Origin of the sequence: Aliihoeflea sp. (genome assembly GCF_052435475.1) — a bacterium.
GTDB lineage: Bacteria > Pseudomonadota > Alphaproteobacteria > Rhizobiales > Rhizobiaceae > Aliihoeflea.
The window spans coordinates 16,866-30,665 of sequence record NZ_JBQVMV010000016.1 but is presented as its reverse complement, the minus strand read 5'-3'; the positions used below and the strand labels follow the sequence as shown (position 1 = coordinate 30,665).

At 65.1% G+C, this 13,800-nt stretch carries 12 protein-coding genes; 6 read left to right on the top strand and 6 right to left on the bottom strand.

All coding sequences use genetic code 11. The annotated features are described in order from the left end of the window. Window positions 1-96 precede the first annotated feature (96 nt). A complete protein-coding gene (locus ACT6QU_RS16150) occupies window positions 97-1,392 on the top strand; it encodes an MATE family efflux transporter (RefSeq protein ID WP_444564610.1) in 1,296 nt (431 codons plus the stop codon). Here ACT6QU_RS16150 and ACT6QU_RS16145 read toward each other — a convergent pair. Together ACT6QU_RS16145 and ACT6QU_RS16140 are read right to left on the bottom strand one after the other, a co-directional pair. Further along, window positions 1,380-2,447 carry a quinone-dependent dihydroorotate dehydrogenase gene (locus ACT6QU_RS16145; protein WP_444564550.1) on the bottom strand — a complete coding sequence of 356 codons (1,068 nt, stop codon included), beginning with the start codon at window positions 2,445-2,447 and terminating at the stop codon, window positions 1,380-1,382. The two genes, ACT6QU_RS16150 and ACT6QU_RS16145, sit on opposite strands and share 13 nt — an antisense overlap. Next, a complete protein-coding gene (locus ACT6QU_RS16140) occupies window positions 2,444-2,791 on the bottom strand; it encodes a DUF952 domain-containing protein (protein WP_444564609.1) in 348 nt (115 codons plus the stop codon). The genes ACT6QU_RS16145 and ACT6QU_RS16140 overlap by 4 nt, the downstream gene beginning before the upstream one ends. Window positions 2,792-2,860: 69 nt before the next feature. Between ACT6QU_RS16140 and ACT6QU_RS16135 the strand changes: the two genes are divergently transcribed. After that, the gene (locus ACT6QU_RS16135) at window positions 2,861-3,274 is read left to right on the top strand and encodes a hypothetical protein (RefSeq protein ID WP_444564549.1); all 414 of its coding nucleotides are present in this window, start codon (window positions 2,861-2,863) and stop codon (window positions 3,272-3,274) included. 6 nt (window positions 3,275-3,280) lie between these two features. Here the strand turns inward: ACT6QU_RS16135 and ACT6QU_RS16130 are convergent, their stop codons facing one another. Then, the gene (locus ACT6QU_RS16130; protein ID WP_444564548.1) at window positions 3,281-3,658 is read right to left on the bottom strand and encodes a hypothetical protein; all 378 of its coding nucleotides are present in this window, start codon (window positions 3,656-3,658) and stop codon (window positions 3,281-3,283) included. A gap of 208 nt (window positions 3,659-3,866) precedes the next feature. On the opposite strand from ACT6QU_RS16130, the gene ACT6QU_RS16125 reads away from it, so the two are divergent. Beyond that, entirely contained in the window at window positions 3,867-4,520 is a 654-nt protein-coding gene (locus ACT6QU_RS16125) for a response regulator transcription factor (RefSeq protein ID WP_024588497.1), read from the top strand. Here the strand turns inward: ACT6QU_RS16125 and ACT6QU_RS16120 are convergent, their stop codons facing one another. Next, a complete protein-coding gene (locus tag ACT6QU_RS16120) occupies window positions 4,521-8,003 on the bottom strand; it encodes a PAS-domain containing protein (RefSeq protein WP_444836706.1) in 3,483 nt (1,160 codons plus the stop codon). A gap of 202 nt (window positions 8,004-8,205) precedes the next feature. Here ACT6QU_RS16120 and mscL point away from each other — a divergent pair, with 202 nt between their 5' ends. Both mscL and ACT6QU_RS16110 read left to right on the top strand, forming a co-directional pair. After that, the gene (mscL, locus tag ACT6QU_RS16115; RefSeq protein ID WP_444564546.1) at window positions 8,206-8,637 is read left to right on the top strand and encodes a large conductance mechanosensitive channel protein MscL; all 432 of its coding nucleotides are present in this window, start codon (window positions 8,206-8,208) and stop codon (window positions 8,635-8,637) included. A 53-nt stretch (window positions 8,638-8,690) separates the two neighbouring features. Then, complete coding sequence (locus ACT6QU_RS16110; protein WP_444564545.1) at window positions 8,691-9,857, top strand: pyridoxal phosphate-dependent aminotransferase; 1,167 nt, start codon at window positions 8,691-8,693, stop codon at window positions 9,855-9,857. A 165-nt stretch (window positions 9,858-10,022) separates the two neighbouring features. Here the strand turns inward: ACT6QU_RS16110 and hemA are convergent, their stop codons facing one another. Beyond that, window positions 10,023-11,303, bottom strand: a complete 1,281-nt coding sequence (gene hemA, locus ACT6QU_RS16105) for a 5-aminolevulinate synthase (protein WP_444564544.1) — start codon at window positions 11,301-11,303, stop codon at window positions 10,023-10,025. 117 nt (window positions 11,304-11,420) lie between these two features. Beyond that, complete coding sequence (locus ACT6QU_RS16100) at window positions 11,421-11,921, bottom strand: MarR family winged helix-turn-helix transcriptional regulator (protein ID WP_444564543.1); 501 nt, start codon at window positions 11,919-11,921, stop codon at window positions 11,421-11,423. 92 nt (window positions 11,922-12,013) lie between these two features. Here ACT6QU_RS16100 and ACT6QU_RS16095 point away from each other — a divergent pair, with 92 nt between their 5' ends. Next, window positions 12,014-13,786, top strand: coding sequence for an N-acetylglutaminylglutamine amidotransferase (locus ACT6QU_RS16095; RefSeq protein WP_444564542.1), 1,773 nt, complete (start codon window positions 12,014-12,016; stop codon window positions 13,784-13,786). Window positions 13,787-13,800 lie beyond the last annotated feature (14 nt).

The following is a 13,800-nucleotide window of genomic DNA, read 5'->3' as shown; positions in this document are numbered from 1 at the left end:
GCAAAGGCGGGCGAATCGCCGCATCGACTGTTGAGGATAACCGCCTTGGACGAACGGACGGACAATTCGGAGCGGCACTTTACCGTTACGAACAAAATGGTCCTGCGGATCGCCGTTCCGATGACGCTCGCCTATCTGACGACGCCGCTGATCGGCATCGCCGACACGGCAATCGTCGGCCAGCTCGGCGACGCGGCGCTTCTCGGCGGCCTTGCCGCCGGCGCGATCGTCTTCGACGTCGTCTTCGCGACCTTCAATTTCCTGCGCTCGGGCACCACCGGCCTCGTCAGTCAGGCCTATGGCAGCCGCGACCGTGCCGAGGAGCAGGCGATCTTCTGGCGCGCGCTGATCCTCGCGCTTCTGATCGGCACCGCGCTGATCCTGCTCGGGCCGCTCATCGCCGCGCTCGGCGCCTGGTTCATCGCCGGCGAACCGCGCGTTACCGAGGCGCTGCAGACCTACGTGCTGATCCGCCTGTGGTGCGCCCCGCTCGCGCTCGGCAATTACGCGATCCTCGGCTACGTGCTCGGCCGCGGCGAGGGGGGCGTCGGCCTCGCGCTGCAATTCGCCATCAACCTCACCAACATCGCCCTGTCGCTCTGGCTCGGCCTCTGGCTCGGCTGGGGGCTCGAAGGCGTCGCCTGGGGCACGGTCATGGGCGAGGCGATCGGCTTTGCCATCGGCATCGCTGTCCTGACGACGCGCTTCGGCCGGCGCGGCCCCATGCGTCCCGGCGCCCTGCGCGACATGGCCAGGCTGAAGGCGATGCTGACGCTCAACCGCGACATCATGATCCGCTCCTTCGCCCTTCTCGCCGCCTTCGCGCTTCTGGCGCGGCAGGGCGCGCAGCTCGGCACGGTGACGCTCGCGGCCAATGCCGTCCTGATGAATTTCTTCCTCGTCGCGAGCTACTTCCTCGACGGCTTCGCAACTGCCGCCGAGCAGCTTGCCGGCCGCGCCGTGGGTGCGCGCTGGCGACCCGCTTTCGATCGTGCGGTCAGGCTGACGGCGATCTGGGGTTTTGCGCTTGCGGGCGTCATGACACTTCTGGTGCTGGTCTTCGGCGATCATCTGATCGCGCTCGTCACCACCGCGCCCGAGGTGCGCGCTGTCGCTGCGACCTACCTTCCCTGGGCGGCGCTGACCGCCGTCACCGCCGTTCTCGCCTTCCAGATGGATGGGGTCTTCATCGGCGCGACATGGTCACGCGACATGCGCAACATGATGCTTCTGTCGCTGGCGCTCTATGTCGCCGCGCTTTTGACGCTCGGCCCGCTCTTCGGCAATCACGGCCTGTGGGCCGCGCTGCACGTCTTTTTGCTGGCGCGCGGTCTCAGCCTTCTCGCCGTCCTGCCGCTCCGCGCCCGACAGACCTTCGATCAGAGCGCCTGACCGGCCCAGTGGTCGGTGCGGCTGTCGCGGATGTCGCGCAGCGAGGCCAGCCCTTGCTCGGCGGCAAATCGGCTCATTCCACGCAGGATGTCGCCCGGCAGCGTCGGCCCGGCATAGACCATCCCGGTATAGACCTGCACGAGGTCAGCGCCGGCCCGGATCTTCTCCAGCGCCGCCTCGGCCGTATCGACGCCGCCGACGCCGATCAGTGGCAGTTGCGGCCCGACGAGACGGCGCATCCGCGCCAGCATGATCGTCGAGCGGGCAAAGAGCGGCCGCCCCGAAACGCCGCCGCTCTCCTGCGCCAGCCGGCTCGTCAGCCCGTCGCGCGAAAGCGTCGTGTTGGAGACGATGATGCCGTCGATGCCGTTGGCCGCAACCGTCTCGGCGATGTCTTCCAGATCGGCATCGCCAAGGTCCGGCGCGATCTTCAGGAAGATCGGCACCGCCCTGTCACCCCGCGCCGCCGCGACCGCGCCGAGCAGTTCCTCGAGGCTCGCCCGTGCCTGCAAATCACGCAGGCCAGGCGTGTTGGGGGACGAGATGTTGACGGTGAGATAGGAAGCGAAATCGCGAAACCGCTCGACCCCAAGCACATAGTCGCCGACCCGGTCCGCGCTGTCTTTGTTCGCCCCGATATTGACGCCGACGATCCCGCCGCCCTTGCGCGCGCGCAGCTTGGCAAGCGCCGCCGCATGGCCTTCATTGTTGAAGCCCAACCGGTTGACGATCGCCTCGTCCTCGACGAGCCGGAAGATGCGCGGCTTCGGATTGCCGGCCTGCGGCTTCGGCGTCACCGTGCCGACTTCGGCAAAACCGAAACCGAGCTTCAACAGCGCATCCGGCACCTCGGCATTCTTGTCGTACCCGGCCGCCATCCCGAGCGGGTTGGGAAAGGACAGCCCGGCTACATCGACGCGAAGCCGCGCGTCAGTGACCGGCGGCGGGCAAAGCGGCACGCCGCTCTTCAGCCCCGCGATCGAAAGCCCATGCGCGCGCTCGGCATCGAGGCCGAACAGAAGCTTGCGGCCGATCGTCCGGTAAAGCTGGTTCATGCCGGCAGTTCCGGAAAGACGTGCCGTCCGTCCGTGCCGAGGGGCAGGGGCTTTGCCCACAGCGCAAGGCGAGGATCGAGCGGCGCGTAGAGATGCGGGAAGAGGGCGCCGCCGCGCGAGACCTCATAGCGCAGCCCCGCACCGAGCGCGTCGCCATCCACGGCGACGAGCAGAAGATCGTCCTGCCCGGCGAAATGCTTCGCCGCGGTTTCGCGTACTTGAGCTGCGGTCGAAAAATGGATGAACCCGTCGGCGAGGTCGACCGGCGCGCCGTCGAAGCGGCCGCGGTCCACTGCCTCTTGCCACATTGGCGCCGGGACGATCTTGTAGATGATGCCTGTCATGTCCGCGCTATAGCGGTCGCGCGCGCCGATGAAAAGCGCCGCCGCCGCCGATGCCAAGGAGGAACGCAAATGCGCCATCTCGTCGTCGCCGCCGTTCTCGGCGGAATGCTCGCCGCTCCGGCCTTCGCGCAGGAGACGGAGCGCTACAGGCTGGAGCGCACCGATACGGGCTTCGTGCGCATGGACATCACGACCGGCCAGATGTCGGTCTGCGAGGAACAGTCCGGCCAGCTCGTCTGCCGCACCTCGACCGACGAGCGCGTCGCCTACGAGGAACGCATCGACGATCTGGAGCGCCGGGTCGAAGCCCTGGAACGGCAAGCGGGCGCCGGTTCAGACGATGGCACGCGGGCGTTGCCGTCCGAAGAGGAGTTCGAGCGGTCGCTCGGCTACATGCGCCGCTTCTTCCAGAATTTCTTCGACATCGTCGAGGGCTGGGAGAAGGATCTGCGCACGCCCGAAGAAGCGCCGGACCGGACCTAGGGCAGGTCAGTAGAAACTGAAGCCGATGGCAAAGAAGGTCTGCGAAACCACGAACATGCCGCAGGCCACCATCAGCGACACCTGCGCGAACCGTCCATAGACCTCGCTCAGGATCTTGCCGAAATAGCTGACGGCGTGATCGTTCTTCGGCTTGATCCGGTCGTCGAGATAAATCCAGACTTCCGTGCGGCTGGGCTGCTTGTGCTTTGCGGTCTGGGCCTTGAAGAGCAGGACGGCCGCCATGAAGAGCGTCATGATCGCGCCGGCGCGAAACGCCCAGGCCGGATCGAACGAGAAGGACAGCATCACGAGGCCGATGGCGAGGGCGCCGAACATCACGGCCCGCCCGACACAGAAAACGGCAATCTGACGTATCGCTTCCATCGTGATGGTTCCGGTTCGGGATGTGCCTCAACGCCGCGCCTGCGCCCCGGTTCCGCAAGGGAATGCGGTTTTGCACGACTAAAGTCGAATATCGCACGATCCGCGCCACAGCGGCGTTCACAAAATCCGGCGCGCGGCCACAATCGCACTAGCGCCTTGGCCGCATACCGCTAAACTCCGCCCGGCGGGCCGGAACAGGGAGGGGTTTTTGGATCAGCGCTATCGGTTCGTCATTGCCGACGATCATCCATTGTTTCGCGGCGCGCTCAAGCACGCGCTCTCCTCGTTCGGCGATGCCCGGATCGAGGAGGTGGGTGATTTCGATGCGGCGAAGGCCAGCGTCGTTGCCAATGACGACATCGACCTCCTGCTCCTCGATCTGACGATGCCGGGCTCGAGCGGCCTGTCGGGCCTCGTCGCCCTGCGCGGCATTTCGTCGAACTTTCCGGTCGTCATCGTCTCCGCGCGTGACGATGCCGAGACCGTCCGCCGCGCGATCGAGCTCGGCGCGTCGGGCTTCATCTCCAAATCCGCGGGCATGGACCAGATACGCCGGGCGGTCGAGACGGTGCTGGCGGGCGGTATCGCCTTGCCGGACGGGCTCGATCTGGGCGAGGAGCGGGACGCGGAAGTCTCCGATCTCATTCAGCGCCTTCAATCCCTGACCCCGCAGCAATCGCGGGTCCTGACGATGCTCGCCGAGGGTCTCCTCAACAAGCAGATCGCCTATGAGCTGGGTGTGTCCGAGGCGACGATCAAGGCGCATGTGTCCGCGATCCTGCAGAAGCTGGGCGTCGACAGCCGCACCCAGGCCGTCATCCGCCTCTCGCGCATCGGCATGGAGCAGCAGGCGAACGCCTGATTATTCGGCCGCCGAAAGCAGCTTGCGATAGCGCGTCAGCATCGTTCGCAGCGCCGCCGGCTTGACCGGCTTTTGCAGCACCGGAACGTCGAGTGCCGTCGCACGCTCGCGCACGTCGTTCGACCGGTCCGCCGTCACCAGGATCGCGGGCAGGGCATCGCTCCAGATCTGCCGCGCGCGAGCAATAGCCTGGAAGCCGTCCTCCTGGTCGAGGTGGAAATCGGCCAGCACCACGTCCGGCGTCGGCATCGCCGCCGTCAGGCCGGACGATCCGCCGGCCGTGGTCACGCGGCAGCCCCAGCCATCGAGCAGCTTGCGCATTCCGTCGAGGATGCGCGGTTCGTTGTCGATGCAAAGCACCGAGACGCCGTCGAGCCTGATATGGGCGCCGACCTGGGGTCGGATGTCGCTGGCCAGCGCTGCCGGCGGGGCCTCGGTGATCGGCAACAGGACCGAGAAGCACGAGCCTTTGCCCTTCACCGAATGAATGCGGATTTCGAGCCGCAACACCCGCGCGATGCGATCGACGATCGACAGCCCCAGCCCCAGCCCCTGCGCCTCGCGCGCGCCGTCCTGCAACCGGGTGAATTCGCTGAAGACGGTATTGAGCTTGTCGCCGTCGATGCCGATGCCGGTATCGTGGACCTGCAGTTCGAGCAGGTCCCCGCGCCGCTTCACGCCCACCAGCACGGTGCCGGAGCGGGTATATTTGATCGCGTTCGAGACGAGGTTCTGGACGAGACGGCGAAACAGGTTGCGGTCCGTATGGACGGCGAGCCCGGTCGAGACGATGCGCAGGTCGAGCTTCTTTTCCTGCGCCAGCGGTTGGAAGTCGGTCTGGATCTGGCGCATGAGCCCGTCCAGCCTGAAAATGGTGTCGACCGGCCGCATCGCGCCGGTGTCGAGGCGGGAGATGTCGAGCACCGCGCCGAGGATCGTCTCGACCGAATCGAGCGAGGATTCGATGTTGGCGACGCCATCGCCGACCGGGCTTGCGCCGACGCTTTCGGCAAGCGAGGCGCAATAGAGCCGCGCCGCGTTGAGCGGCTGAAGGATGTCGTGGCCGGCGGCGGCGAGGAAGCGCGTCTTGCCGAGATTGGCCTCCTCCGCGAGCATCTGTGCCTGCGCCAGTTCCTCGTTCACCCGCGTCAATTCCGCGGTGCGCCGCGCGACGCGGTTTTCCAGCGTCTCGTTCACCCGCTTCAGCGCCAGATCGGCCTCCACGCGCTGCGTGATGTCCGCATAGGTCGCCACCAGCCCGCCGTCGGGCATCGGGTTGGAGCGCAATTCGATGATCCGCCCGGTGCTCTTCAGTTCGAGCTGCCAGGGCGAGCGGAAGGCGGCGAGCCGGTCGATCGTCTGGTGGATCGTGTCGAAATTGATGTCGCCGCGATCCGCGAGATGCCGCAGGATTTCGTCCAGCGAGACGCCGACCCGCCCCATCGAATCCGGCAGGTAGAACAGCGAGCGGTATTGTCTGTTCCAGCAGATCAGCCGGAAGTCGCGGTCGAAGACGGTGATCCCCTGTTCCATCTGGTCGAGCGCGATCTGGAGAAGGTCGCGATTGTGCTGCAGCGCTTCCGAAGCGTCGTCGAGAAGCCGCAGCGCCTCGCGCGGCGAGCGGTCGTGGCGCTGGAAGAGAAGCGACAGGACGAGCCGCGCCGATGACGAGCCGACGGCGCTGGTCAAAAGTTGTTCGGAAAAGCGGATCACGGCCATGTTGGCCGGGTCCTTGCCGACCAGCGGCAGGCTCTGCTTTGCCTCGAAGTTCTGGAACGACCGCTCCGTGCGCTCCACCCCCAGATAGCGCGCGATCGTGTCCTTCAGATCGTCGACCGTAACCGCCGTGCGGAACCGCCGGAAGCTCGGCATCGGGCTCGTATCGCGCGGTACGAACAGCGCCGCCTGGATGCGCTCGAGCGGCTTGGCCGTGCGCGAGAGCGAGCCGAGCACGAAGAACAGCGTGTTGACCGACAGGCTCCACAGGACGCCATGGACGAGCGGCTCGGCGCGGGTTCCGAACAGCGAGTGCGGGCGCAGCGCCTCGAGGCCGAAAAGCCCGAACTGCACGATCGACGTGTCCAGCGGCGCAAGCGAGGGCAGGAGCAGCGTGTAGCCCCAGAGCGCGATGCCGGCGAGCATTCCGATCACCGCGCCGCGCGCATTCGCCCCGCGCCAGACCAGTCCGCCGAAGAACGCCGGCGCGAACTGCGCGATCGCGGCGAACGAGATCAGGCCGATCGAGGCGAGGCGCGTGTTGTTGGTGATCTCGCGATAATAGAGGAACGCCGCGATCAGCACGGCGAAGATCGCAGCACGGCGGATGTTGAGGATGACCTTGGACAGGTCGTCCCGCTGGACGAGATACTGCTTGGCCATTCCGCGCAGGAAGAGTGGCAGGATGAGGTCGTTGGAGATCATGATCGCCAGCGCCACGCTGGCGACGATCACCATCGCCGTCGCCGCCGAAAGCCCGCCGATGAAGGCGAACATCGCTAGCCAGTCCTGGCCGAAGAGAAGCGGGATCGAGACGACGTAGAGGTCGGCGTTCTGTTCGGGCCCGAGAAGCACGATGCCTGCAAAGGCGATCGGCACGACGAAGAGGTTGATCATCACCAGATAGGCCGGAAACAGCCATGTCGCCGTGCGCAACTCGCTCTCCGAGCGGTTCTCGACGATGGTGACGTAGAACTGGCGCGGCAGCATGATGATGGCGATGGCGCTCAGCGTCGTCATGGTGATCCACACCGGCAGCGAGGTCTGGAAGTCGTAGGCGGCCATGGCGGCAGCCGAGTTGCGCACCTCGCTGATCAGTTCGCTCGGGCCTCCGAAGAAGAAGAACGAGACGGCGATGCCCACCGCGAGGAATGCCGCCAGCTTGACGATCGATTCGACCGCCACGGCCAGGATCAGCCCATCCTGATGCTCGGTCGCGTCCGCATGCCGGGTGCCGAACAGGATCGCGAAGATCGCGAGCAGGACGGTCACGATGAGCGAGATGTCGCCGAAGACGAAATCGACCGGCGGCGCGCCATTATAGTGCTCGACCATCAGGCTGACGCTGCCCGAGATCGCCTTCAACTGCAGCGCGATGTAAGGCACCGTCCCCATCGCCGCGATCATCGTCGCGATCGAGGCGACCGCGAAGCTCTTGCCGTAGCGCGCGGCGAGGAAGTCGGCGATCGAGGTGATCTTTTCGGATTTCGCCAGCCGCATGATCCGGCGCAGCAGCGGAAATCCGAACAGGAACACTATGATCGGGCCGATATAGATGGCGAGGAACTCGAAACCGCGCTCGCTGGCCAGCCCCACAGAGCCGAAGAAGGTCCAGGACGTGCAGTAGATCGCCAGGCTGAACGAATAGATGTAGGGCCGCGCCTTGCCCGATCCGAAACGCGCGGAATGCCGGTCGCCGAGGCTCGCAATGCCGAAAAGCAGCGAGACATAGGCGACGGCGACGATGACGACGACCCACCCCTGCATGCCTGCTTTCCTCCTCCTTGGCTGTTCAGGCAACCACAGCGAGATCGACCTGTCCATCGAACTTGCGTCTGATTCAAATGACTGTGGGGCCAGCGAAGATTGCAGCTTATGCGCGCGAAAGCTTCTGCTATCTTCTGCCCTGTTGCGGAGCAGCCGTCCGCAACCTTCGCTCGTTCGGCTCCAAGGGGACATGGAGGCTGTCATGCTCAAGGAATTTCAGGAGTTCATCGCCAAGGGCAATGTCATGGATCTCGCCGTCGGCGTCATCATTGGCGGTGCATTCGGCCTCATCGTTTCGTCGCTCGTCGCCGACATCATCATGCCGGTGGTCGGCGCGATCTTCGGTGGGTTCGATTTTTCCGACTACTTCCTGCCACTATCCTCCGAGGTCACGGCGAGCACGCTGGCCGCGGCCCGCGAGCAAGGTGCAGTCTTCGCCTATGGCAGCTTCCTGACCGTGCTGATCAACTTCCTGATCCTCGCCTGGATCATCTTCATCATCGTCAAGGCGGTCAACAATCTGCGCCGCCGGCTGGAACGGCAGGAAGAGGTATCGGGTGTGCCGCCGGCTCCGCCCGCCGAGGTCGCACTTCTGACCGAAATCCGCGATCTTCTGGCCCGCAGGCCCGTCTGATCCCATCGCGGCGCCCCGATTTCCGCCGGGGCGCCTCTTCCCAGGAACATTGAATGTCACTCGTGGATCATCTGCGTGGCGAAGCCCGTCTTGCGCCCGAAAGCGGCATCGTTGCCGTCGTCAACCATGGCCGCACCAAGCCCGGCCTCATTCCGCTCTGGGCAGGCGAGGGCGACAAGCCGACGCCGGACTTCATCCAGAATGCGGCCATCCAGGCGCTCCAGGCCGGCGAAACCTTCTACACCTGGCAGCGCGGCATACCCGAACTGCGCCAAGCGCTAGTCCGCTACCACAAGCGCCATTTCGGCTACGACTTCAGCCACGAGGAATTCATCGTCACCGGCTCGGGCATGCAGGCGATCCAGCTTGCCATCGATGCCGTCGCGGGCGCGGGCGACGAGGTCGTCTACCTAACGCCGTCCTGGCCAAACTTCCCCGCGGCGCTCGGCGTCGCCGGCGCGGTGCCGGTCCCCGTTCCGCTCGTCCATTCGGGCAATGGCTGGACCTGCGACGTCGACGGCATCGAGGAGGCGATCACGGATCGGACGAAGGCGATCTTCGTCAACACGCCGTCGAACCCGACCGGCTGGACCGCCGACCGCGAGACGCTGGAGGACATTCTGGAGATCGCGCGCGAGCGCAATCTGTGGATCATCGCCGACGAGATCTATTCGCTGTTCTACTATGACGGCCCGCGCGCCCCGTCCTTCATGGACGTCATGCGCCCCGATGACCGCATCCTCTTCGTCAATTCCTTCTCGAAGAACTGGGCGATGACCGGCTGGCGCGTCGGTTGGCTGAAGATCCACCCCGAACTGCAGCAGGTCTTCGAAAACCTGATCCAGTATTCGACCTCGGGCACCCCCGCCTTCCTGCAAAAAGGCGCCGTCGCCGCGCTCGATCAGGGCGATGATTTCCTTAAGGGCGAGATCGCGGCGGCCCGCGTAGCGCGCGACACGATCGCCCAGCGCCTGCTCGCCACCGGCCGCGTCGACCTGACGGTGCCGCCCGGCGCGTTCTATCTGTTCTTCAAGATCGACGGCATCCGCGACACGAAGCGCGCTGCGTTCGAGATCGTCGACGAGGCCAATGTCGGGCTTGCGCCGGGAACGGCCTTCGGTCCGGGCGGCGAAGAATTCTTCCGCCTCTGCTTCCACCGCCGCCTCGACCATGTCGAGGAAGCCGCCGACAGGCTGGCGCGCTGGATCGAAAGCCGCTGAACTTGCTTTGGGGACTTCCGGGCGCCCCCTTCCGTCCCTCCGGGCCACCTCCCCCGTAAAACGGGGGAGGATCACCGTCGAAGACGACCGCGACCTCAATCCTCCCCTGCGAAGCGGGGAGGTGGCCCGAAGGGACGGAGGGGGCGCTGTTGACGGACTTGAAGCCTAGCCGCCAGCCTTAGCGGTTACTAAGGAAACGACGCGCTCCGACTGTCCCGGCTGCGTCTCCGCAGGCGCCGTCTGGAACGGAATCCCAAGCGCCACCCACGTCTCCAGCAGCGCGTCTTTCAACTCCGCGATCAGCGCGTCCGAATGGAACGGCGTCGGCGTGATGCGCAGACGCTCCGTGCCTCGCGGCACGGTCGGATAGTTGATCGGCTGGATGTAGATGCCGTGCTTGTCGAGCAGCCGGTCGCTCGCCTGCTTGCAAAGCTCGGGGTCGCCGACGAGCAGCGGCACGATATGCGCCTGCGACGGCATGACCGGCAGGCCAGCGGCCTTCAGCGCCTCCTTGGCCTGCTGCGCCTGGCGCTGATGCGCGTCGCGCTCGCTCTGGCTCTGCTTAAGGTGCCGGATCGAGGCCGTCGCCGCGGCGGCCAGCGCCGGGGGCAGGGCGGTGGTGAAGATGAATCCCGGCGCATAGGAGCGCACGGCGTCGATGACGGCCCGCTTTCCGGTGATGTAGCCGCCCATGACGCCGAACGCCTTGGCGAGCGTGCCCTCGATGATGTCGATCCGGTGCGCCAGGCCCTCACGCTCCGAAATGCCCCCGCCGCGCGCGCCATACATGCCGACCGCGTGCACCTCGTCGATATAGGTCATCGCATTGTAGCGCTCGGCGAGGTCGCAGATTTCCTTGATCGGCGCGATGTCGCCATCCATCGAATAGACGCTCTCGAAGGCGATCAGCTTGGCGCGCTCGATGGGCGCTGCCTGGAGCAGGCTTTCGAGATGGGCAAGGTCGTTGTGGCGGAAGATCTTCTTCTCCGCGCTGGACTTCTTCACGCCCTCGATCATCGAGGCGTGGTTGAGTTCGTCCGAAAGGATCAGGCAGTCGGGCAGCAGCTTTGCGATGGTCGAGATCGCCGCCTCGTTGGAGACGAAGCCGGAGGTGAAAACGAGACCGGCTTCCTTGCCGTGTAGGTCGGCAAGTTCCGCCTCGAGCTCGACGAGCGGATGGTTGGTGCCGGAAATGTTGCGCGTGCCGCCTGCGCCCGAGCCCATGCGGCCGGCGGCAACCTGCATCGCGCCGATCACGCTCTCATGCTGGCCCATGCCGAGATAGTCGTTCGAGCACCAGACGGTGATTTCGCGCGCCGCGCCATTGGAGCGCCAGATCGCGCGCGGGAATTCGCCGGCGATGCGCTCGAGATCTGCAAAGACGCGGTAGCGGCGCTCTGCGTGAAGCTGCGCGATCGCCTCGTCGAAAAATCGGTCGTAATTCATTCCTGGCCCCGTATGTCGCGCGGAACATAGGCTTGCGCCTCGACGGCGTCACATCGACAAATTGCCACGCCTTGGAACGCTTCTAGACTCCGCTTTTCGGCCAAAGCACGAGCACAATCAAGGCTCCGGCTCCTTTTTCGCTTGAATTCCGGCCGGCAGCAGCAGATCGGCCGCCCGCACGAGCCCGGTCACGATCGCCTCGCGATCCAGCGCAGATAAAGCTCCAAGGCGACCGGCGAGCGCATCGCCCAGCGGCTCGGGTGCAGCTTGCGCCTTCGCCGCGCCCGCCGCCGTCAGCCGCGTATGCACGATCCGCCGGTCATGCGCCGAGCGGTAGCGCTCGATCAGCCCGCGTTCTTCCAGATTGTCGAGGATCGTCACGACGGTCGCCGCGCTGATGTCGGCATGGGCGGAAAGCGCGGTCGTCGTCACCTCGCCGAGTTCCGCGATCCCCTTCATCAGGACGAGCTGCGCCGCCGTCAGCCCGACCGCCTTCGTGAGCGCCTTCGACTGCAAATCATGCGCCCGCACAATGCGGCGGATGGCCTTCTCGATCGTCTTGAGGTCGGCCCGCGGGAACTCTCGCTGGCCTTCCGCGTTCGTCGGGACATCAACCACGACAACCTCATTAATTTGACATCTAATCATTTGAACTATAAATGATTGGAAGATGAAATTCAATCGAACAACGGAGGGTTGGAAAAACAACCGTGTGTGGAATTTGCGGAGAGATCAGGTTCGACGGCGCGCAGCCATCGGCTGTCGCCATTTCGAAGATGATGGATGCCATTGCGCCGCGCGGCCCGGACGGGTCGGGGCTGGTGATGCACAACAATGCCGCGCTCGCCCATCGCCGCCTGTCGATCATCGATCTGTCGCAAAAGGCCCGCCAGCCCATGGTGGACGGCGAACTTGGCCTCACCATCGCGTTCAACGGTTGTATCTACAACTATCCCGAACTGCGCGCCGAGCTTGAGGGCAAGGGCTACAAGTTCTTCTCCACCGGCGACACGGAAGTCATCCTCAAGGCCTACCACGCCTGGGGCATCGACTGCGTCAAGCGCTTCCTCGGCATGTTCGCCTTCGTCATTCACGAGCGTGACTCTGGCCGCGTCGTCGTGGCGCGCGACCGCTTCGGCATCAAGCCGCTCTACATTGCCGAAACGCCAAACGCGCTGCGCTTCGCCTCGTCGCTGCCTGCGCTCCTGAAGGGAGGCGACATCGACAAGTCGATCGATCGCATCGCGCTCCATCATTATCTCTCGTTCCACGCCGTCGTCCCGCCGCCGCGTACCATCATCAACGGCGTCAAGAAGATGCCGCCGGCGACAATCCGCGTCATCGAGGCGAACGGGACGCAAAAGGACACGGTCTACTGGCGTCCGCCCTATGAGCGCGACCCGGACTATTCGCTGTCCTCGGACGAATGGCGCGACCGCGTGCTCGACGCGCTTCGCGTCGCCGTCAAGCGCCGCATGGTCGCCGACGTGCCGGTCGGCGTTCTCCTGTCGGGCGGCGTGGATTCCTCCGTCATCGTCGGCCTCCTCGCCGAACAGGGCCAGCATGGGCTGATGACATTCTCGGTCGGCTTCGAAGAGGCGAACGGCGAAAAGGGCGACGAGTTCGTCTATTCGGACCTGATCGCCAAGCATTTCGACACCAGGCACCACAAGATCTTCGTGCCGTCGAGCGAACTGATGGACGCGCTGCCCGGCACCTTCGCCGCGATGTCCGAGCCGATGGTCTCCTATGACAATGTCGGCTTCTACCTCCTGTCGAAGGAGGTCTCCAAGCACATCAAGGTCGTGCAGTCGGGGCAGGGCGCCGACGAGGTCTTCGGCGGCTATCACTGGTATCCGCCGCTGGCGAATTCCAACGACGTCGTCTCCGACTATGCCAAGGTCTTCTTCGACCGCAGCCATGCGAAGATGGCCGAGCACATCAATCCGCAATGGATGCCGGATCACGATCCGAGCCTCGATCTCGTCTCGCGTCATCTGCGGATGGCCAATGCCGACACCCCCGTCGACGCGGCGCTTCGTCTGGATTCGGAGGTGATGCTGGTCGACGATCCGGTCAAGCGCGTCGACAACATGACCATGGCCTGGGGCCTCGAGGCGCGCGTGCCTTTCCTCGACCACGAGCTGGTCGAACTCGCCGCGAAGATTCCGCCCGAGGAAAAGCTTAAGCAGAACGGCAAGGGCGTGCTCAAGGAAGCCGCCCGCAAGGTCATCCCGCACGAGGTGATCGACCGCAAGAAGGGCTACTTCCCGGTCCCCCAGCTCAAATATGTCGACGGCCCCTATCTCGACCTGGTCCGCGACGCGCTGACGTCGCAGGCGGCGAAGGATCGTGGCATCTTCCGCGACGACTATCTGCAGCGCCTTTTCGCCAACCCGTCGGATCATATCACCCCCCTCCAGGGTTCTGAACTCTGGCAGGTCGGGCTTCTGGAACTCTGGCTGCAGACCCACGAGGTCTGAGTATGGCCCGCAGA